Here is a 19,583-nt window from a genome sequence, read left to right on the forward strand (position 1 = left end):
GTGGCAGTCATTGTGAGATGATCGTCAGGATGTCGGCTTCTCACCGGCGACGAATGCCGGATCCATCCACATGATCTCCCAGACATATCCATCCGGATCCTCGACACTGCGACTGTACATGAAGCCATGCTCCTGAACGGGATTGGGATCAGCCTGACCGCCAGCCGCGACGGCTTTTTCCAGTGTCCGGTCCACATCGTCGCGGGTCTCGACGCTGAGTGCAATCAAGGCCTGGCTCTCCTTGCGGGCGTCGCCGATCTTTCGGCTGGTGAAGCCGGAATAGCGATCATGGGTCAGCAACATCACGCCGATCGCATCGGAGAACAGCATGCAGCTTGCCCGCTCGTCGGAGAAGTTCGGATTCTTCGTACCGCCGATGGCGTGATAGAACCCCTCCGCCGCCGCAAGATTGCGCACCGGCAGGTTGATGAAGATCATTTTGGTCAAGGTCGTTCCTCCCTTGTCGTTACGCGGTCTCAGTCTTCCTTGCCGTTTCTTTCTGCAAGCTTCTCGCCCGTGCGTTCGTGCAGCGCGATGACATCTGGCGTCAAGGCATCAGCGAAATCGGAAAGCTCGTAGACGGGGCGGATCTCGATCTCGCTCGGCCCGGGCATCGGGTTCGGACAGCGCTTCACCCATTCGACGGCTTCGTCCATGTCTTTGACCTCCCAGAGCCAGTAACCGGCGACGAGTTCCCTCGTTTCGGCAAAGGGGCCGTCGATCACCCGGCGGCTTGCGCCATCGAACGCGATCCGTTTGCCCTTGGACGAGGGCTTCAACCCATCGCCACCGAGCATGATGCCGGCACTGACCAGTTCCTCATTGAACTTCCCCATCGCCTCGCCCAGCTCGTTGGAAGGCATGATGCCCGCTTCGCTATCTTCCGTTGCCTTGACGAATACCACTACACGCATCGTTCATTCTCCTCTTGTGAGTTGCACACGGCTTCTTCCACCCGGGTGCGTGATCTTACGACGAATGAAAGACGACGGAATCGACAAGGGCATGAAATTTCTTTCGTCATGCATCGAAACATCTGCCTGGAAGCTGTTGGCAACCGGTCCGCGAGGGAGCAATTCCGGCGGTTTGGCGAAGCAAATAATCTTCACGCCTCGCAATACAACGTTTCTCCAGGGCTGACAAAAGGCGGAATCACGCAGATGTGAATGCTGGAGATTGAACGGACTGTTCAATTTCAAGGGCGATTTTAGCGCTTTGAACTTGACCTGAGTCAAGCGTTTTTCGCCAGCCGAGCCTACCTTCCAACCATTGCAACGAGCAAAATATGAGGCTTGAAATGTCTATTGAAGTCTTTGATAATAAAAAAGAAAGGCTATTTATTTCGGCGCTGGGGCCGTTCTATGACAAGGTAGCCCAGCCAATGGCTTGGGCCATATTCCGGATCGCCGTCGGCGGTATCCTGGTTCTGGAAGGCTGGCCAAAGATCACGGCGCCCTTGGGGCAGGTCGGTTTCGTTGAAAATCTGGGCTTTTATCCCGGCTGGCTGTGGTCGCCGATGCTGGCGGTCATGCAGTTCTTCGGGGGGATGCTGCTGGTTGTCGGCCTTTTCACCAGGCCGGCGGCATTGGCGAATGCGGTCATGCTGGGCGTGACGCTCTATTTTCACATCAGTCATCCGTTCGGGCATGCGTTCCTGACACCTGAGGGCATTGAAGCGCTGAAGGCCGGCAGTACCTTCTTCACCGATCCCGCCAAGGTTCGCCTGGCCGATGGTGGCGTGAAGTTTCTGGAGTTGGTTCAGGGAAAAGCCGAATATGCTTCTCTTTACTGGATGGGCGGCGCATTTCTCTATGCCGCTTTCGGCGGTGGTTATCTGTCGCTGGATCGCTTGCTCCTCAAGAAGCAATTCTGATCTGCGCTGCCTGAGAGGGATGGTTTGGGGCTTGTCCGCAAGGACAAGCCCTTTTCCGTTGTCGAGGTTCTGTCAGGCGCCGGCGGAACGCGGCGGGCGTACGCCGGCGCCCTTCCTGCTCCGTTTCCAGTCCATGATGTGCCGTCGGATGATGCGATAGGCTAGCAGCAGCGTTACTGCGCCAAGATAGAGGGCCGGTTCGGCCGTAATAGCCTTCAACGACAGGGCGTAATGCAAAACGGCCGCGGCCGCGATTACGTAGACAAGTTTATGCAGTGTGTTCCAGCGGCTTCCGAGCCTGCGGATCGACCATTTGTTCGAGGTTAGCGCCAGCGGGATGATCATGAGAAGCGCCGCCATGCCGAGCATGATGTAGGGTCGCTTGGCGATGTCGCCGAGGATCGATGAGAAGATCAATCCCCGGTCGAGCGTCAGGTAGACGGTGAAGTGGGCCAGCACATAATAGAAGGCTAGCAACCCCAGTGCTCGCCTGTAGCTAATTAGGTTAATGCCTAATAGGTCGCGAACTGGTGTGACCAGAAGGCCGAGGCAGAGGAAGCGCAGGGCCCAGAGGCCGAGCATGTGTTCGAAGGCGCGTACCGGGTCGGCTCCCAGCCCGCCATAGATGCCGAGATAGAAGGCATAGAGACCGGGAACAAGGCCGATGGCATAAAGCGCCCAGACGGACGCCGGTTTCAACCGGGCGGAAACTACCGATGTGGCCATGTCAGAAGAACTTCGTCAGGTCCATGCCGGAATAGAGACCGGCGACCTCATCGGCATAGCCGTTGAAGGGCAGGGTGTTGATCCTCGCGCCACCGAACAGGCCTTCAGCCTCCCCGATCCGGCGTTCAGTCGCCTGGCTCCAGCGCGGGTGGTCGACCTCAGGATTCACATTGGCGTAGAAGCCATATTCGTTGGAGGCGGCGAGGTTCCAGGTGCAGGGTGGTTGCTTCTCCGTCAGGGTGATCTTCACGATCGACTTGATGCCCTTGAAGCCGTACTTCCACGGCGTGACGAGCCTCAGCGGCGCGCCGTTCTGATTGGGCAGCGTCTCGCCGTAAAGACCGGTGGCGAGGATCGCCAGCGGATGACGCGCTTCGTCGAGGCGCAAGCCATCGACATAGGGCCACGGCAGGGGCTGGAAGAAACCGCTCTGTCCCGGCATTTCCTTCGGCCTGACCACGGTTTCGAAGGCGACATATTTCGCGCTGCCAAGCGGCTCGACCCGGTCCAGCAGGGCGGAAAGTGGGAAGCCGATCCACGGGATCACCATCGACCACGCCTCGACGCAGCGCATCCGGTAGACGCGCTCTTCCATGACGAAGTCCTTCATGATCGTTTCGATGTCGATGGTTTGCGGCTTGGCGACAAGCCCGCCGATCTCGACCGTCCATGGATGCGGCTTGAAGTCGCCGGAGTTGGCGGCGGGATCGGCCTTGCCCGTCCCGAATTCATAGAAGTTGTTGTAGGTCGTGGCGTCCTGCTTGGTGGTCAGTTTCTCGGTCAGCGTGTATTTGCCCGGCTTGGCTTCGAGCGCGGCCGCGTAAGCTTCAGGCGCTGCGGCCATCGCCAGCCCTGCCGCGGTAGCGCCGAGGAAGGTGCGTCGGTTCAGGTAGAGTTTCTGGGGCGTGATTTCGGAGCTTGCAATGTGCGGGGGGCGGTAGCTTGGCATGATGCGGGTCCTTCGCTTTGACCATCGGCGTTCATTTTAGCACTACGTTGCGCCGCGCATTAGAGTTTCATGTGACTGAAAATAATCTCGCTCGGCACATTTTCGTGTTCGCCCCGTGACTGGAGGCCCCGCGGCTTCATGTTTTGTCGCCGCCGCTGGGGATGACCTTCGGGTGCTATGTGGAATGCTGATGGGGGCGGGAGGTTACCAGCTCCAGCTCTGTCCGGCGCTCGTGCGGCAGGGCCACTGCACGATCGCGATGCCAGGGCGGCGGACGGAATTGGGAACGTTCAGGCAAAGATTGCTCTTCACATTGGCGAGAGAATTGCCGCTGCTCGACGGCGCGATGCGCCAGAGCTGGTCAGCGGTGTCGTTGCAGGTGGCCTGAATGACCGGGGTGCCGTTTGCGCGACTGCCGCCGCGAACGTCTAGGCACATGCTGCTGTTCTTGTTGACGATGCGGTAGCCGTTATCGGTCTGCTCGATGCGCCAGAGCCGGCTGTCGCCGTCCTTGCATTCCGACTGGACGATGCCCGCTCCCTCCGCCTGACTTTCCTGCGATATGTCGAGGCACAATCCGCTGGCGCCATTCTTGATGGCTACGGGATCTTTCGGGAGGTCTTCGGCAAGTGCGGCGCCCGCGCCAAGAACGGCGGCGAGGCAAAGAGCAATCGGTTTCCTGATACCTGTCATGAGGATAACTTCTCCGGCCGGGATAAATTTGATAATGTGAATATGGGCAGTTCAAGTTCCGTGCCTGCGGTCGCAGGCGGGGAAACGCTTGCGCGAGTGTTGGAAGTGAACCGTACCACTTTTTCGGCTTGTGATAGTGTCGTTCCGCGGGAAATCGGCTAGAAGAGACGCCCAAAGTCCTGCCGGTGGCAGTTTTTCATAGAAACAAGCAAGAGACCACAAGATGCCAGCCTATCGTTCAAGAACCACGACCCATGGCCGCAACATGGCCGGTGCGCGCGGCCTTTGGCGCGCCACGGGCATGAAGGACGGCGATTTCGGCAAGCCGATCATTGCCGTGGTGAATTCGTTCACCCAGTTCGTTCCGGGTCACGTGCACCTGAAGGACCTCGGCCAGCTCGTAGCCCGCGAGATTGAGGCCGCCGGTGGCGTTGCCAAGGAATTCAACACGATCGCTGTGGACGACGGCATCGCCATGGGTCATGACGGCATGCTCTATTCGCTGCCCTCGCGCGAACTCATTGCCGATTCTGTCGAGTACATGGTCAATGCCCATTGCGCCGACGCCATGGTCTGCATTTCCAATTGCGACAAGATCACTCCCGGCATGCTGATGGCGGCACTGCGCCTCAATATCCCTGTGGTCTTCGTTTCCGGTGGTCCGATGGAAGCCGGTAAGGTCGTGCTGCACGGCAAGAAGCATGCGCTCGATCTCGTCGACGCCATGGTCGCCGCGGCCGATGACAAGGTGTCCGACGAAGACGTTCAGGCCATCGAACGTTCGGCCTGCCCGACCTGCGGCTCCTGCTCGGGCATGTTCACAGCCAATTCCATGAACTGTCTGACTGAAGCACTCGGTCTCTCGCTGCCGGGCAACGGCTCCACGCTCGCCACCCATGGCGATCGCAAACGGCTTTTCGTTGAGGCAGGCCACCTGATCGTTGATCTCGCTCGCCGCTATTACGAGCAGGATGACGTCAACGCGCTGCCGCGCACCATCGCTTCCAAGGCTGCCTTCGAGAACGCCATGGCGCTCGACATCGCCATGGGCGGTTCCACCAATACGGTGCTGCATATTCTGGCCGCCGCTCATGAAGCGGAAGTCGATTTCACTCTTGACGATATCGATCGTCTCTCGCGCAAGGTTCCGTGCCTGTCGAAGGTCGCTCCTGCCAAGAACGATGTTCACATGGAAGACGTGCATCGCGCCGGCGGCATCATGCGCATCCTTGGCGAACTCGACCGCGGCAACCTCATCAATCGCGATTGCCCGACGGTTCATGCTGCAACGCTTGGCGATGCTATCGACCGTTGGGACATCACCCGCACCAATTCCGAGGCTGTCCGCGATTTCTTCAAGGCGGCGCCCGGCGGTGTTCCGACCCAGGTCGCCTTCTCGCAGAATGCCCGCTGGGAAGATCTGGATATCGATGGCGAAACCGGTGTCATCCGTTCGGTCGAGCATCCCTTCTCCAAGGATGGCGGTCTCGCTGTCCTGCGGGGCAACATCGCGGTCGACGGCTGCATCGTGAAGACGGCTGGCGTTGACGAGTCGATCCTGAAGTTCACTGGCCCGGCCGTCGTGTTCGAGAGCCAGGACGCTGCCGTCAAGGGCATCCTCAACAACGAGGTCAAGGCCGGCGACGTCGTGGTCATTCGCTACGAAGGTCCGAAGGGCGGCCCCGGCATGCAGGAAATGCTCTATCCGACGAGCTACCTGAAGTCGAAGGGCCTCGGCAAGGCCTGCGCGCTGATCACCGACGGCCGCTTCTCCGGCGGCACCTCGGGTCTCTCCATCGGCCACGTTTCGCCGGAAGCCGCAAACGGCGGCACCATCGGCCTCGTCCGCGCGGGCGATACTATCGAGATCGATATCCCGAACCGGACGATCAAGCTGATGGTGGAAGAGGGCGAACTGGCAAACCGTCGCGCAGCTCAGGACAAGGCCGGCTGGAAGCCGGAACATCCCCGCAAGCGCAACGTCACCACCGCGCTCAAGGCCTACGCAGCCTTTGCAAGCTCGGCCGACAACGGCGCTGTGCGCATCCTGCCGGAATAAGACGAGCGCAAATACCGCTGAAATTAAGAACGCCGGTAACCAGTGTTGCCGGCGTTCGTGTTTTCTGAGTTTCGAACCCTCGACCTACTGAATAAGAATCAGTTGCTTCTTGCCGGCGTATGGGCTGTGGCGTGCCTCTCTCGAAGAGGTGACGAACCGCTTGCTTGGTGTTGTGGCAGGTCGTTTTGTTCCCGATCCGGAGGGCCTTGTCATGCCGGATCGGGTAGGGCAGGCCTACAGCAATATGATGTGCCCGATATCGAAGTAGCTCTTGGCGGTAGGCAGATTGACCACCAACTCGGGGGCGTTTCCGCCGGTGCCATCACTGTCGTAATAGAGCTTGCCGGTTGTGTTGTTGTAGATCATCTGGGGGCCATCGATCGTGGCTGTCGTGCCGAATGTGAAGGCATCCTGGTCCAGCACTCCGTCGCCATCCTTGTCCAGCCCGGTGAAGAAGCGGCTTTCGAGTGCTATGCGGTCGTCGTCGCTGTAGTCCCAGACACTGTCGGCATTGTCCTTGCCGGCTTCCGCGAAGACGAAGGTATCGGCTCCGCCCTTGCCGTAGAGACTATCCACGCCGAGACCGCCGACGATGGTGTTGGAATGGCTGTTCCCGGTGATGAGGTTTGCCGCGTCGTTGCCGAACACCGTTGCCTCTCCCGCCTCTTCCTTGAGACGTATGTTCTCGATCTCGTTATAGCCGCGCAAATCGACGCCGACGTAAGCCCAGACGGAATCGATCCCGTCGTCCGTGTCGCCTGCCACTCGATCCATTTCATTGTTGAAAACGTAGGAGTCGTTGCCCGCGGACCCGTGAAAGATATCCGCTCCGGCTGATCCATAGAGCCATTCGGCGGCGGATGTGCCGTAGACGTGTGTCGAAGGCGTTTCGACCTCCGGCAACGGATCGGACAACTTTACCTGCAGATTTGCCGCGGTGAAGGAGCTGGCCAACACGTTGTCGAGTGTTGCGAGTGTCGTCCAGCCATTGTCGCCATCGCGGGCCTGAACCAACGCGTCCGTGCCTGATTGCACCACCTGTATCAGACCTCCGGCAAGATAATCGCCCTGATCCCACCCAAGCCGGAGACCGAGCACGGAAACGTCTATCACGTCGCCGCCGTCACCGGTCTTGAAGTCGGCGATCAGATCTCCGCCTTCATTAAGCGCGTTATAGGCGAACCGGTCGCGCCCGTCGCCGCCCTCGAGGGTATCCGCACCGGTGCCGCCCCAGAGATAGTCGTTGCCGCCTCCACCAAAGAGGGAGTCGAGACCATCTCCGCCGAGAAGCTTGTCATCTTGGCTGGTTCCGGTGAGCGTGTCGTCGTCTCCGACGACGTTCTCCTTGAGTGTCGTATTGATGAACTCGACCGCGCTGGGTGAGATACTGTAACCCTTGCCGTAGCTTTCGAAGCTGCTGTCAGTCACGACATTGCCGAGAGGCTTGCCGCTGATGATGAAGCTGTATTTGGTCGTCTCACGCAGCGTCAGATTGTCGACCGTCGCATTGCGTCCGTCGCCGTCACCATACTCGTAGAACTGTACGCCGTACGTGTTGCCGGCGCCTGCGCTGTCTGAAAATGTGTTGCCGATGCCCCGAAGGTCTCCGAACATCCGGGATTCGAAGGCGAGCACATCGGTATAGGTCCCGTTGCGGCTTTCCGAGTGGAAGTCGTAGGCCGCGAGCGCTGCATCATAAACCACGGAGTTCGTCGCAACGAGCTGGATGTCCGCCCCGTAGTTCGAGGTCGATGCCGCGTTTGTCGCGGTGCCCGTCGTATGAACGAGTACGCCGTGATTGACGTGTTCGGCGAAGAGGCCGTTGATCGAGGTGTTCAGCGAGGTGGCCGACTGGACGACGGAATGGACATATGAGCCGGAAACATCCGTCACCTCGGCATTGACGTTGTTGACCAGCGTTATGCCGTTTCCGGCATTTTGCACGCTGATATCGCTAATCGACGTGTCGGTTAGTGATCGCACCCGAAGCAGGGGTTGACCCGTGGTGACTTCGGCAAATTGTCCGGCCACATGACCGTTCGTGATCGAGATGCTGCCTTCCGCATAGAGGCCTGCCCGGACGTTTGTCGTGTAGAGTTCCTGCTCTAGCAGCGAGCCGTCGAGGACAACCGTATTTCCGTCGATGGCGATGACCTGGGCTGCCTGACCGAGATTGGTGTAAAGGCCGTTGTCACTGCCATCGACATGGTCGCCGGGAAGCGCATCGTCCGAGACGACCTTCAGCCAACTCCCGACCTCAACCCCTTCCGGCAGGCTATCATAGGTAATGGTCGCATTCCCGGCAGTGTCTGTTCCGAGCGTCACGCCGTCGAGTGATCTTTCCTGCCCGTACACATCGATGGCGGCAAAGTTGCCGGTTGTCGTCAACGTACTGCCGTTGAGGTCGATTGTGATGTCCTGCGCATCAATGCGCACAACGATGGGTGTCGTGACGGTTATGTCGGCATTTTCGGGGAGGACCACGGTTCCTCCCGATGTCAGGCTCGCGATGGCTGTCGCGATGTCCTTGTCGGTGGCATTTTCCGGCAGATAGATCGTATCAGTCATGGTCTGGCCTCGATGTTGCACAGCCCCTGAACCCCATACTCTCCATCACGATGGTCAAATGTTAAGTAAGGGTTAATTTTGACTCGACAATCTACCTATTGCGCCATGTTTCCAATATTTCGTCCATATGTAGATGTATTCGTACTTACAGAGGTCTGCCGAGATTGTTGTAGGTGTTTTCGAGCTGCTTCATCCGCTCGTCATAGGCGTTGCGCAGGCATAGCGTATCGCCCTCACAGGCCTGCCGTTTCTTCAGCCATGCGGACTGCTGGTCCTGCAGTTCCCCGCGATTGCCCATGGCGAGCAGTCCTGCAATCAGCTCGAAGCTCGTCGCCATCTTCACGTCGAGATCGTTGAGTGCACGGTTATCGCAGATGGCGCGTTCGTCGGCGGCAAGGTCCTTGCGGTCGCAGTCGAAGCTGGCAGCAAGGCTTGCGGTGGTGGCGGTCAGGAAACTGGCTGCAATAGTCAGGATCATGGCGGCGGTAACAGGGCGCATCTCTTTTCTCCTGGCAGGGCTTTGGACATTACCGACTTGTAACGGTCAATGCCTTGGTTTTGTTCGATTCACGTCTAAATCATCAGCGCAGGACACATGCGGCCATATTTCAATTCCATTCGTCCGTCGGCCGCACTAAAACACGATCGAGAACATCAGGAGACTTTCATGCAAGGGATTGTTCGGTACGCGGCGACTACGCTGCTGGCGCTGTCTTTGGCCGGGCCTGGCGTGGCATTTGCCCAGGATGCCAAGACCGTTCCGCAGACGCAGCTTGAGATGCAGACGTCCTTTGCGCCGCTGGTCAAGCAGACTCATGGCGCTGTGGTGAATGTCTATGCCGAGCGGATCGTGCAGAGGCGCGCATCACCCTTTGCCGGCGACCCCTTCTTCGAACAGTTTTTCGGCCAGCAGATGCCGAACCGTACCGAGAAGCAGTCGTCGCTCGGCTCCGGCGTGATCGTCGAGGAAAACGGCACCGTCGTCACCAATAATCATGTCATCGAAGGCGCTGACGACATCAAGGTGGCGCTGGCCGATGGTCGCGAATTTCCGGTCAAGGTCGTGCTGAAGGACGAGCGGCTCGATCTGGCGGTGCTGCGCATCGACGCCCATGAAAAGCTGCCGACCCTGCCGATCGGCAATTCGGATGCGATCGAGGTCGGCGATCTCGTGCTGGCGATCGGCAATCCCTTCGGTGTCGGCCAGACGGTCACCTCGGGCATCGTTTCCGCGCTGGCGCGCAATCAGGTAACCGAAGGCGATTTCGGCTTTTTCATCCAGACGGATGCTGCGATCAATCCCGGCAATTCGGGCGGCGCGCTGATGAACATGAAGGGCGAGCTGATCGGCATCAATTCGGCCATCTTTTCCAAGGGTGGCGGCTCGAACGGCGTTGGCTTTGCCATTCCCGCCAATCTGGTCAAGGTGTTCCTCGGTGCCGCGGACCGTGGTGCGACCAGCTTCGAGCGTCCCTATGTCGGCGCAAGCTTCGACCCGGTGACCTCCGACGTGGCCGAAGCGCTCGGTCTCGACAAGGTGCGCGGAGCACTGGTCGTTCGCGTCGTCGATGGAGGCCCCGCCGCCAAGGCCGGTCTGAAAGCCGGGCAGGTGGTGACGGCTGTCGATGGCGTTCCAGTCGAACATCCGGATGCACTCGGTTATCGTCTTACCACGGCAGGCCTCGGCAAGGTGGTCAAGCTGACGGTTCGTGAAAACGGTGCCGAGAAGCAGATCTCCATCACGCTGGCCGGTGCGCCCGAGACAACACCGCGCGACGAACGGTTGATCGAGGGCCGTAATCCCTTCGCCGGCGTCAAGGTCGCCAACCTTTCTCCGAAGCTGGCCTATGAGCTGCAGATGCCGTCGGAAGTCATGGGCGTGGTCATCACCGATGTCGTTCAAGGCTCGCCTGCCGCACGCCTCGGCTTTGCGCCCCACGACATCATCATTTCCGTCAATGGGGTTGCGGTCAGCTCTAGCGCGGACATGGCCAAAATCGCGGCTGGAGATCCCGGCTTCTGGCGCGTCGAAATCGAGCGTGACGGTCAGCGCATAAGACAGGTTTTCAGATGAGCGATCTCTTCGCGCCGCAGGTCCCGCAGGAAGTGGAGGCCCGCCGACCGCTGGCCGACCGCCTGCGGCCGAAGACGCTCGCCGAGGTGACGGGCCAGGAACATCTGACGGGCGAGGATGGTGTCCTCGCCCGCATGATCGATTCAGGCTCGCTCGGCTCCATGATCTTCTGGGGCCCTCCCGGCACCGGCAAGACTACGATTGCCCGGCTGCTCTCCGGGCAGGCCGGGCTTGCTTTCGAGCAGATCTCGGCGATTTTTTCCGGCGTCGCGGACCTGAAGAAGGTGTTCGAGACCGCGCGCCTGCGCCGGATGGAGGGACGTCAGACGCTGCTTTTCGTCGACGAGATCCATCGTTTCAACCGCGCCCAGCAGGACAGTTTCCTTCCCGTGATGGAAGACGGCACGGTGATCCTGGTGGGCGCCACCACAGAAAACCCGTCCTTCGAACTCAATGCCGCTCTTCTGTCCCGGGCGAGGGTGCTGACCTTCAAGTCCCATGACGAACAGAGCCTCGGCACGCTGCTGAACCGGGCGGAGGAAACGGAGCACCGGCCGTTGCCGCTGGATGAGGATGCTCGTGCGGCCCTGATCCGCATGGCGGATGGCGACGGTCGCGCCGCGCTGACGCTTGCCGAAGAAGTCTGGCGCGCCGCCCGCAAGGACGAGGTTTTCGACACTGACGGCCTGGCGCGGATCGTCCAGCGCCGGGCGCCGGTCTATGACAAGGGGCAGGACGGCCATTACAACCTGATCTCGGCCCTGCATAAATCCGTGCGCGGCTCCGATCCCGATGCTGCGCTCTATTACCTCTGCCGCATGTTCGATGCCGGCGAAGATCCGCTTTATCTCGGACGCCGGCTGGTCAGGATGGCGGTCGAGGATATCGGCCTCGCCGATCCTCAGGCGCTGGTCATCTGCAATGCCGCCAAGGATGCCTACGACTATCTCGGTTCGCCCGAGGGGGAACTGGCGCTGGCGCAGGCCTGCGTCTATCTCGCCACCGCACCGAAATCGAATGGCGTCTATGTCGCCTACAAGGCGGCGATGCGGGCGGCCAAGGAGAACGGCTCGCTGCTGCCGCCGAAGCATATCCTCAACGCGCCGACCAAGCTGATGAAGGCCGAGGGCTATAACGAAGGCTACCGCTACGACCATGACGAGCCGGACGCCTTTTCCGGTCAGGACTATTTTCCCGAGAAGATGGGGCGCAAGACCTTCTACGACCCGCCGGAGCGCGGTTTCGAGCGGGAGATCCGCAAGCGGCTGGACTGGTGGTCCAAGCTGCGTCGCGAGCGCGGCAGCGGCGGCTGAAGCCTGAACCTCAGGACGCCTTGCTCATCCTCGGCGCATGCGGGGCAACGATCGTCTTCACCGAGGAATCGGCAAGACCGTGATGGCCTTCCATGTCGACGATCAGATGCCAGTGGCCGCTTTCCGGAATGGTGAGCTTGATCGGAGATTTTTTCGCCACGCCGCCGAGATACTTGAAATCGAGCGTTTCCTTGAAGCGCTGAAAATTGCCCGGTGTCATCAGCCGCACGTTGTTGACTGCGGAAAGCGTCACTTCGATGATCGTCCCGGCGCGCAATTCCTGCAGATCGTAGTGGCTAAAGCGGAAGCTCGGCTTGGACATTCGGCTCCTCGTATTCTCCATGCCCTTCAATTCAACTCCGCAATATGCCGCATCCGGGTTAAGGAACGGTTCGCCGCGCAGGGTGGTTCGATGCTGTAGCACGGGCTTCCGGCCGGCTCGTCCGCCTTCGCCGTCTGGCGGCTCCGGCATATCCGGTCGTGTTTCCGTGGGCATGACTTCTCCTTCACGCGAGCCGGAGGCCCCGTGTCGTGCTGGATTTCGATGTCCCCCCCTGCGGAAGGGTCGGTCGGGGCGCTGGAAGCTGCCTCGTAAAATAAAAATAAGTGACACCTTCCGGCGCCCCGTTCGGTGTATTTTTCCGGACGAACTCGATCTCTCTGCGCGGATGACGGCACCCTTCCAGGGTTGCGCTCGCGAACATTTTCGTTCGTGACGCCACGAAAGGCCGTTTTGGCGGCCAGTCGCCGGTCCAGTCATGTGTGCCCTGCAGGCACGCCCCGCCCTGTTTCAGGCGAGAGGGAGACCATTCTCATCCAGCCCCCGGAGCCTGTTCCGCGTTTCGAACAGACACCCGGATCACCGGTCCCGCCTCGCCGGCAACGCAAACCGGTGTAACCGCGACGGGACGGATGGATTGTAGGCACGGACGCAAGGGGCGGGGATTCGGAGGAAAAACGGGGAAGGGCGCGGGTGGAGGGTGTCGCGATCTTTCAGGATCGCTCCATACGCTTTGGTCCCTGTTTCCTCTCATGCCGTTGCCGCAAACCGTCGCACACCTTTGTGCGATATGTTCCCCGGCGGAAAAGCCGAGCGAACCGGCCCTGTGGGCTTCTCTCATCGATTTTAAGTCTATCTCGAAAGGGCGGAAGCTGGCGGATGGTGCAGACACATTGGTCCTCTGCGGCAAAGACCAGAGCGCGGCTACGCGACCGAGGACGAGATGCCGAAATAATCACTACTGTCGGAACAGATGTCGTTTTCGCGCATTACCTTGTGGGTCAAAATGCTGATCGGCCCCTGAGGAGAGAGAGAATGGCGATTGAAAAGCGTGGTTCCGCCCACTGGAGCGGCGGATTGAGGGACGGGCGCGGAACGGTTTCCACCGAAAGCGGCGCATTGAAGGAACACCCCTATGGCTTCAAGACCCGTTTCGAGGGCGTTCCGGGCAGCAATCCGGAAGAACTGATCGGCGCGGCGCACGCTGCCTGCTTCACCATGGCGCTCTCCAAGGAACTCGGGGATGCCGGCTTCACCGCGGAAGCCCTTGATACCACGGCCAAGGTGACGCTCGATCAGGTTGGCGGCGGCTTTGCGATCACCGCGATCGAACTCAGCCTGCGTGGCAAGGTACCCGGTACGGACGAGGCGACCTTCCGGGGCATTGCCGAAAAGGCCAAGGCCGGCTGCCCTGTCTCCAAGGCGCTCGCCGCCGTGCCGATCAGCCTGAATGTGACCTTCGGCTGAGGGGCTTTTCTCCCGATTGCGAAAGGCTTGGCGGGGCCGGCGGGCAGCGTTTGTCGTTTGCCGGTCTCCGATAACGGGCGTATAATTTCCACCTTCCGGCCGCTCCGACCGGAGCTTCGTGAGGAGGAAAAAATGTCACGCCAATACATCGATTGCCGTGAATTCCCGAGCGAAATGAAATGCACCGTCGCCATCTCGGCAGACACCACGGAGGAACTCGTCAACGCCGCCGTGCAGCATGCCGTCTCCGTTCATGGCGAACACGACACCCCCGCATTCCGCCAGGAAATCAAGAAGGCCATCCACAAGATGGAAGCATCCCGCAACGTCGCATGACGCCGGGGTGATGGGAGCCAAGCGCCACCTCCTTTGCGGAGGGGGTGGCGAGGGGGAACCCGGTAAGGACATGAGCTCACGTTTCCCCGTCATCTGGGACTTGTTCCGGGATCCAGCAACGCGATGTCCATCGCGTTGGAGAATGTTTGGCCGCTCGTAGCGACGGGACAGTTGTCTTCTCGGCTCGCAGACGCTCGCCGGCTGGATTCCTGTGACGAGCACAGGAATGACGGTTGTGGAGGCGATCTTCGCATAACCGACACCGACGAATTCGTGGCGGATTTTCGCACGCGGCTAACGGCGATGACGTATGGAACTCCGCTATTGTCGGATCTGCACTGATTTCCGGCACCCCCTCATTGTCCCGTTCGACTTCGGCTGTTATCGCGGAAACTGGATCACAGCAGATAGTGGGAGATGTCATCCCAGTCGGGATTCACGCTCTCGATCAGATTGAGTTTCCATGCCCTTGGCCATTTCTTGATGGTCTTTTCCCGCGTCAGGGCTGAGGTAATCAGGTCATGGACCTCGAACCAGACAAGCGTCTTGACGCCATATCGGCTCGTGAAGCCCGGCGTGAGGTCATGCTTGTGTTCGTAAAGGCGGCGCGCGAGGTCGCTCGTCACGCCGGTGTAGAGCGTGCCGTTCCGTCTGGAAGCAAGGATATAGACATAGCCCTGACGCATGCGGGCACGATGGCACGACCGGCCGAATACGCAAAGGCAGTGTCTGCCGTGCCAACGTTTCCCGTCATCCCGGACTTGTTCCGGGATCCAGCAGCGCGATGTCCATCGCGTGAAAGACACCTCAAGATATGGCTGGATGAAGGCTATTGTCTTCTCGGCTCGCCGACGCTCGCCGGCTGGATTCCTGTGACAAGCACAGGAATGACGGAGAGATAGCGAAACCGTCGACGCGTTCTTACAAAGAGGTAGATAGAACAAAGCCCGGAAACCATGTTTCCGGGCTTTGTCAGTCGAAATCTGCTCAATCGAACCTAGAGATCAGCTGCACCCGCTCGTTGCGCCGCAGGTGTCGCACTTCTCGCAGGTGCCGTTGCGGACCATGGTGAAGTTCTGGCACTCGGAGCACATGTTGCCGGTGTAGCCCTGGGCGATCGAGCGCATGCGGCGGTCGGCCTCGAGCTTCTTGGCTTCCGCCTTGGCGGCAGCGGCGTCGGCGGCGGCCTTGTCGGAGAAGAGCGCGGTCTTGTCCTGAGCCTTCTCGTCCGCCACGTCCTCGGCGATCTCCTCGGCCAGTTCCACTGCACGTTCCTCGTAATCACGCTTGAAGGCGACGATTTCAGAGGTCGAGATGGCGGTCGTCACTTCCAGCTTGCGGGCTGCGTTGCCGGAAAATGCCGTCACCGTCGCGCCGCCGGAAGCCTTGGCGGGGGAGGCGGTCGCCGCACCCTTCGGCTCGGCCAGCGAGCGGTCGACATTGCCGTTGGAAACCAGCGTCGGCTTGTAGCCGCGGGTCCAGCCGGTGGAGATCAGGTTGGTCTTGCCCTCCTGGATGCCCTTGCCGAGCGCGGTGTTGGAGAAGTCCGACGTATCGACATGAGCGAGGTCGTGACGGCCGAGATAAGAGACGGCGAGTTCGCGGAACACGTAGTCGAGGATCGACGTGGCGTTCTTGATTGCGTCATTGCCCTGAACCATGCCGGCCGGCTCGAACTTGGTGAAGGTGAAGGCCTCCACATATTCCTCGAGCGGAACGCCGTATTGCAGGCCGAGCGAGATGGCGATGGCGAAGTTATTCATCATCGCACGGAAGGCAGCGCCTTCCTTGTGCATGTCGATGAAGATTTCGCCGAGGCGACCGTCGCCGAATTCGCCGGTGCGGAGATAAACCTTGTGACCGCCGACGGTGGCCTTCTGGGTGTAACCCTGACGGCGGTTCGGAAGCTTTTCCCGCTCGCGCACGACCCGCTCGATCACCCGTTCGATGATCTTCTCGGTGACGGTGACCGCCTGCGCGGCAACCGGCTGCTGGATCAGGTCTTCGAGTGCATCTTCTTCATCCTCGTCCTCGATCAGCGCGGCGTTGAGCGGCTGGGAGAGCTTGGAGCCGTCGCGATAGAGCGCGTTGGCCTTGAGCGCCAGACGCCACGACAGCATGTAGGCTGCACCGCAATCCTCGACCGTTGCCTCGTTCGGCATGTTGATCGTCTTGGAGATCGCACCCGAGATGAACGGCTGGGCCGCTGCCATCATGCGGATATGGCTTTCGACCGAGAGGTAGCGCTTGCCGATCTTGCCGCAGGGATTGGCGCAATCGAACACGGCCAGATGCTCTGGCTTGAGGAAGGGAGCGCCTTCCAGCGTCATCGCACCGCAGACGTGGATGTTCGCAGCCTCGATTTCCTTCTTCGTGAAGCCGACATGCTCAAGCAGGTTGAAGCTCATGTCGGAGAGCTGCTCGTCGGAAACCTTGAGCGTACCCTTCAGGAAGTCGGCGCCGAGCGTCCACTGGTTGAACACGAACTTGATGTCGAAGGCGGCCTTCAGCGCGCCGTTGACGGCTTCGATCTTCTCGTCGGTGAAGCCCTTGGCCTTCAGCGTCGACGGATTGATGGCCGGCGCCTGGTTCAGGTTGCCATGGCCGACGGCATAGGCGTCGATCTCGGCGATCTGGCTCTCGGTGTAGCCGAGGGTGCGCAGCGCTTCCGGAACGGCAGCGTTGATGATCTTGAAGTAGCCGCCGCCGGCGAGCTTCTTGAACTTCACCAGAGCGAAATCGGGCTCGATGCCGGTCGTGTCGCAATCCATGACCAGACCGATCGTGCCGGTCGGGGCGATAACCGAGACCTGCGCGTTGCGGTAGCCGTGCTTCTCGCCGAGTTCCAGCGCCTTGTCCCAAGCAGCCGTTGCATGGGCGATCAGGGCCGGATCGGAGCAATCGGCGTGGATGAGCGCGACCGGATCAACCGACAGGCCTTCATAGCCCGAGGTTTCGCCATGGGCGGCCCGGCGATGGTTGCGGATGACGCGCAGCATGTTGTCGCGGTTCGGCGCATAGCCCGGGAACGGACCGAGTTCGGAGGCGATCTCGGCCGAGGTCGCGTAGGAAACGCCGGTCATGATTGCGGTGAGCGCACCGCAGATGGCGCGGCCTTCAGCCGAGTCGTACGGGATGCCGGAAGACATCAGCAGGCCGCCGATATTGGCGTAGCCGAGGCCGAGTGTGCGGTATTCGTAGGAGAGTTCGGCGATCTGGCGCGACGGGAACTGCGCCATCATCACCGATACTTCGAGAACGACGGTCCACAGGCGGACGGCGTGTTCGTAGTCGGCGATGTTGATCTTCTTGGTCGCTGCATCCTTGAACTGCAGGAGGTTCAGCGAAGCCAGGTTGCAGGCCGTGTCGTCGAGGAACATGTATTCCGAGCACGGGTTCGACGCGCGGATCGGGCCGGCGGCCGGGCAGGTGTGCCAGTCGTTCATCGTCGTGTTGAAGTGCAGGCCCGGATCGGCCGATGCCCATGCGGCATAGGAGATCTTGTCCCAGAGGTCGCGGGCCTTCAGCGTCTTCATGACGCGGCCGTCCTTGCGGGCGGTCAGGTTCCATTCGCCATCATTCTCGACAGCGCGCAGGAAGTCGTCCTTCAGCGAGACGGAGTTGTTGGAGTTCTGGCCGGAAACGGTGAGATAGGCTTCCGAATCCCAGTCCGTGTCATAGGTCTTGAACTCAAGATCCTTGTAGCCCTGCTGGGCGAACTGGATGACGCGCTTGATGTAGTTTTCGGGAACCTGGTCCTTCTTGGCCGCGCGGATTTCGCGTTTCAGGGCCGGGTTCTCGTTCGGGTCGAAGCAGGCGTCGTTGTCGGCCGTGCAGTTGACGCAGGCCTTCATGATGGCCTTGAGGTGCTTGGCGACGATCTTGGAGCCGGTGACCAGCGCCGCGACCTTCTGCTCTTCCTTCACCTTCCAGTCGATATAGGCTTCGATATCCGGATGGTCGATGTCGACCACGACCATCTTCGCGGCACGGCGGGTGGTGCCGCCCGACTTGATCGCGCCGGCGGCACGGTCGCCGATCTTCAGGAAGCTCATCAGGCCGGACGAGCGGCCGCCGCCGGAAAGCTTTTCGCCTTCGCCGCGCAGATAGGAGAAGTTGGAGCCGGTGCCGGAGCCGTATTTGAACAGGCGTGCTTCACGGACCCAGAGGTCCATGATGCCACCCTCGTTGACGAGGTCGTCTTCAACGGACTGGATGAAGCAGGCGTGCGGCTGCGGATGCTCATAGGCCGACTTGGACTTGACGAGCTTGCCGGTGAAGGGGTCGACATAGAAATGGCCCTGGCCGGGACCGTCGATGCCATAGGCCCAGTGCAGGCCGGTGTTGAACCACTGCGGGGAATTCGGGGCGACGCGCTGGGTGGCAAGCATGTAGGCAAGCTCGTCCCGGAAGGCGAGGGCATCTTCCTCGGACGTGAAATACTTGCCCTTCCAGCCCCAGTAGGTCCAGGTGCCGGCGAGACGGTCGAAGACCTGGCGGGCGTCGCTTTCGGAGCCGAAGCGCTCGTTTTCGGGCAGCGCCTTCAGAGCTTCGGTGTCGGGCACGGAGCGCCACAGGAAGGAGGGGACGTCATTCTCCTCGACCTTCTTCAGCGCCTTCGGCACACCTGCCTTGCGGAAATACTTCTGCGCCAGAACGTCGGTCGCAACCTGGCTGAACTGCGCGGGAACGTCGATATCCGCCGCCCGGAAGACGATAGAACCGTCCGGGTTCTTGATCTCGCTCACGGCCTTGCGGAATTCGATCTCCGCATAGGCCGATTGGCCTGGCTTGGTAAAACGTCGTTCAATGCGCATCTTCGTCCCTCGCATCTGGCGCGCCATTATAGGCGCAAAAAGCCTCGTCCGTCTGCAAGCGCTTGCCCCGCAGCCGGTTGTCATTTTTTCCGTCAGTTCATTCATCCGGAGATGAGTGGCTGTCTACATTGTGTTGATTACGGCTGCAAGCCTACTAGATATAGTGTTAACAAGTTCTTGCTGCCAGTCCCCAAACGCGTTTTGGCGGTCAAAATCGCACACGCAACGACCGGTTCGGCGCAGCTCTTCATGAACCCGCGTCCCGCACTCGATTTTCGATTTCTTTGAAACGAACCGGCCTCGTTACCGTCCGGTCCAGTCGCCGCCGCAACATAAGGAAGCATTAACTTTGAAAGAGCCGATTCCGTCAAGGGCTGGTTTGGTGTGAAATGGTTAATACCACATCTTGTGGCTCACGGCTGTGGAAA

At 60.2% G+C, this 19,583-nt stretch carries 16 protein-coding genes; 6 read left to right on the forward strand and 10 right to left on the reverse strand.

Annotated elements, in window-relative coordinates:
• Nucleotides 1–24 precede the first annotated feature (24 nt).
• Both H4I99_RS12645 and H4I99_RS12650 read right to left on the reverse strand, forming a co-directional pair.
• Nucleotides 25–447, reverse strand: coding sequence for a VOC family protein (locus H4I99_RS12645; RefSeq protein ID WP_163905003.1), 423 nt, complete (start codon nucleotides 445–447; stop codon nucleotides 25–27).
• Nucleotides 448–476: 29 nt separating this feature from the next.
• On the reverse strand, nucleotides 477–914 hold the full coding sequence (locus tag H4I99_RS12650) for a YciI family protein (protein WP_163905005.1): 438 nt from the start codon (nucleotides 912–914) through the stop codon (nucleotides 477–479).
• Between the two features lie 383 nt (nucleotides 915–1,297).
• On the opposite strand from H4I99_RS12650, the gene H4I99_RS12655 reads away from it, so the two are divergent.
• Nucleotides 1,298–1,873 carry a DoxX family protein gene (locus H4I99_RS12655; protein WP_163905006.1) on the forward strand — a complete coding sequence of 192 codons (576 nt, stop codon included), beginning with the start codon at nucleotides 1,298–1,300 and terminating at the stop codon, nucleotides 1,871–1,873.
• 72 nt (nucleotides 1,874–1,945) lie between these two features.
• Here H4I99_RS12655 and msrQ read toward each other — a convergent pair whose 3' ends face one another.
• The 3 genes from msrQ to H4I99_RS12670 all read right to left on the reverse strand — a co-directional run bounded on the left by msrQ (nucleotide 1,946) and on the right by H4I99_RS12670 (nucleotide 4,241).
• Complete coding sequence (msrQ, locus tag H4I99_RS12660) at nucleotides 1,946–2,599, reverse strand: protein-methionine-sulfoxide reductase heme-binding subunit MsrQ (RefSeq protein ID WP_163905008.1); 654 nt, start codon at nucleotides 2,597–2,599, stop codon at nucleotides 1,946–1,948.
• Between the two features lies 1 nt (nucleotide 2,600).
• Nucleotides 2,601–3,548, reverse strand: coding sequence for a protein-methionine-sulfoxide reductase catalytic subunit MsrP (gene msrP, locus H4I99_RS12665; RefSeq protein ID WP_163905010.1), 948 nt, complete (start codon nucleotides 3,546–3,548; stop codon nucleotides 2,601–2,603).
• Nucleotides 3,549–3,752: 204 nt separating this feature from the next.
• Nucleotides 3,753–4,241 (reverse strand): RICIN domain-containing protein, encoded by a 489-nt coding sequence (locus H4I99_RS12670; protein WP_163905012.1) that lies wholly within the window; start codon nucleotides 4,239–4,241, stop codon nucleotides 3,753–3,755.
• A 223-nt stretch (nucleotides 4,242–4,464) separates the two neighbouring features.
• Here H4I99_RS12670 and ilvD point away from each other — a divergent pair, with 223 nt between their 5' ends.
• Nucleotides 4,465–6,300, forward strand: coding sequence for a dihydroxy-acid dehydratase (gene ilvD / locus H4I99_RS12675; RefSeq protein ID WP_163905014.1), 1,836 nt, complete (start codon nucleotides 4,465–4,467; stop codon nucleotides 6,298–6,300).
• A gap of 234 nt (nucleotides 6,301–6,534) precedes the next feature.
• On the opposite strand, the gene H4I99_RS12680 is transcribed toward ilvD, so the two are convergent.
• Nucleotides 6,535–8,868: a calcium-binding protein gene (locus tag H4I99_RS12680; RefSeq protein ID WP_163905016.1), complete on the reverse strand. Its 2,334-nt coding sequence runs from the start codon at nucleotides 8,866–8,868 to the stop codon at nucleotides 6,535–6,537.
• 145 nt (nucleotides 8,869–9,013) lie between these two features.
• Nucleotides 9,014–9,367: a lysozyme inhibitor LprI family protein gene (locus H4I99_RS12685; protein WP_163905018.1), complete on the reverse strand. Its 354-nt coding sequence runs from the start codon at nucleotides 9,365–9,367 to the stop codon at nucleotides 9,014–9,016.
• Nucleotides 9,368–9,535: 168 nt separating this feature from the next.
• Between H4I99_RS12685 and H4I99_RS12690 the strand changes: the two genes are divergently transcribed.
• Together H4I99_RS12690 and H4I99_RS12695 are read left to right on the forward strand one after the other, a co-directional pair.
• The gene (locus H4I99_RS12690) at nucleotides 9,536–10,942 is read left to right on the forward strand and encodes a DegQ family serine endoprotease (RefSeq protein WP_163905020.1); all 1,407 of its coding nucleotides are present in this window, start codon (nucleotides 9,536–9,538) and stop codon (nucleotides 10,940–10,942) included.
• A complete protein-coding gene (locus H4I99_RS12695) occupies nucleotides 10,939–12,255 on the forward strand; it encodes a replication-associated recombination protein A (RefSeq protein ID WP_163905023.1) in 1,317 nt (438 codons plus the stop codon). The genes H4I99_RS12690 and H4I99_RS12695 overlap by 4 nt, the downstream gene beginning before the upstream one ends.
• 10 nt (nucleotides 12,256–12,265) lie before the next feature.
• Here the strand turns inward: H4I99_RS12695 and H4I99_RS12700 are convergent, their stop codons facing one another.
• Nucleotides 12,266–12,577 carry a DUF1883 domain-containing protein gene (locus tag H4I99_RS12700; RefSeq protein WP_163905025.1) on the reverse strand — a complete coding sequence of 104 codons (312 nt, stop codon included), beginning with the start codon at nucleotides 12,575–12,577 and terminating at the stop codon, nucleotides 12,266–12,268.
• A 993-nt stretch (nucleotides 12,578–13,570) separates the two neighbouring features.
• On the opposite strand from H4I99_RS12700, the gene H4I99_RS12705 reads away from it, so the two are divergent.
• Nucleotides 13,571–14,002 carry an OsmC family protein gene (locus tag H4I99_RS12705; RefSeq protein WP_112830248.1) on the forward strand — a complete coding sequence of 144 codons (432 nt, stop codon included), beginning with the start codon at nucleotides 13,571–13,573 and terminating at the stop codon, nucleotides 14,000–14,002.
• A 132-nt stretch (nucleotides 14,003–14,134) separates the two neighbouring features.
• A complete protein-coding gene (locus H4I99_RS12710) occupies nucleotides 14,135–14,338 on the forward strand; it encodes a DUF1059 domain-containing protein (protein ID WP_163905026.1) in 204 nt (67 codons plus the stop codon).
• Nucleotides 14,339–14,736: 398 nt separating this feature from the next.
• Here the strand turns inward: H4I99_RS12710 and H4I99_RS12715 are convergent, their stop codons facing one another.
• Together H4I99_RS12715 and H4I99_RS12720 are read right to left on the reverse strand one after the other, a co-directional pair.
• The gene (locus H4I99_RS12715) at nucleotides 14,737–15,024 is read right to left on the reverse strand and encodes a GIY-YIG nuclease family protein (protein ID WP_163905028.1); all 288 of its coding nucleotides are present in this window, start codon (nucleotides 15,022–15,024) and stop codon (nucleotides 14,737–14,739) included.
• A 318-nt stretch (nucleotides 15,025–15,342) separates the two neighbouring features.
• On the reverse strand, nucleotides 15,343–19,155 hold the full coding sequence (locus H4I99_RS12720) for a vitamin B12-dependent ribonucleotide reductase (RefSeq protein WP_163905030.1): 3,813 nt from the start codon (nucleotides 19,153–19,155) through the stop codon (nucleotides 15,343–15,345).
• Between the last annotated feature and the right edge of the window lie 428 nt (nucleotides 19,156–19,583).

Source organism: Paenirhizobium daejeonense, from assembly GCF_014280875.1.
Taxonomy (GTDB): Bacteria; Pseudomonadota; Alphaproteobacteria; order Rhizobiales; family Rhizobiaceae; genus Allorhizobium; species Allorhizobium daejeonense.

What these genes read in the sequence shown, in the direction of transcription:
- msrQ (WP_163905008.1), bottom strand. Translation starts at nt 2,599, where the DNA reads ATGGCCACATCGGTAGTTTCCGCCCGGTTGAAACCGGCGTCCGTCTGG.
- H4I99_RS12650 (WP_163905005.1), bottom strand. Translation starts at nt 914, where the DNA reads ATGCGTGTAGTGGTATTCGTCAAGGCAACGGAAGATAGCGAAGCGGGC.
- H4I99_RS12700 (WP_163905025.1), bottom strand. Translation starts at nt 12,577, where the DNA reads ATGTCCAAGCCGAGCTTCCGCTTTAGCCACTACGATCTGCAGGAATTG.
- H4I99_RS12670 (WP_163905012.1), bottom strand. Translation starts at nt 4,241, where the DNA reads ATGACAGGTATCAGGAAACCGATTGCTCTTTGCCTCGCCGCCGTTCTT.
- msrP (WP_163905010.1), bottom strand. Translation starts at nt 3,548, where the DNA reads ATGCCAAGCTACCGCCCCCCGCACATTGCAAGCTCCGAAATCACGCCC.
- H4I99_RS12695 (WP_163905023.1), top strand. Translation starts at nt 10,939, where the DNA reads ATGAGCGATCTCTTCGCGCCGCAGGTCCCGCAGGAAGTGGAGGCCCGC.
- H4I99_RS12680 (WP_163905016.1), bottom strand. Translation starts at nt 8,868, where the DNA reads ATGACTGATACGATCTATCTGCCGGAAAATGCCACCGACAAGGACATC.
- H4I99_RS12705 (WP_112830248.1), top strand. Translation starts at nt 13,571, where the DNA reads ATGGCGATTGAAAAGCGTGGTTCCGCCCACTGGAGCGGCGGATTGAGG.
- H4I99_RS12715 (WP_163905028.1), bottom strand. Translation starts at nt 15,024, where the DNA reads ATGCGTCAGGGCTATGTCTATATCCTTGCTTCCAGACGGAACGGCACG.
- H4I99_RS12720 (WP_163905030.1), bottom strand. Translation starts at nt 19,155, where the DNA reads ATGCGCATTGAACGACGTTTTACCAAGCCAGGCCAATCGGCCTATGCG.
- H4I99_RS12690 (WP_163905020.1), top strand. Translation starts at nt 9,536, where the DNA reads ATGCAAGGGATTGTTCGGTACGCGGCGACTACGCTGCTGGCGCTGTCT.
- ilvD (WP_163905014.1), top strand. Translation starts at nt 4,465, where the DNA reads ATGCCAGCCTATCGTTCAAGAACCACGACCCATGGCCGCAACATGGCC.
- H4I99_RS12710 (WP_163905026.1), top strand. Translation starts at nt 14,135, where the DNA reads ATGTCACGCCAATACATCGATTGCCGTGAATTCCCGAGCGAAATGAAA.
- H4I99_RS12655 (WP_163905006.1), top strand. Translation starts at nt 1,298, where the DNA reads ATGTCTATTGAAGTCTTTGATAATAAAAAAGAAAGGCTATTTATTTCG.
- H4I99_RS12685 (WP_163905018.1), bottom strand. Translation starts at nt 9,367, where the DNA reads ATGCGCCCTGTTACCGCCGCCATGATCCTGACTATTGCAGCCAGTTTC.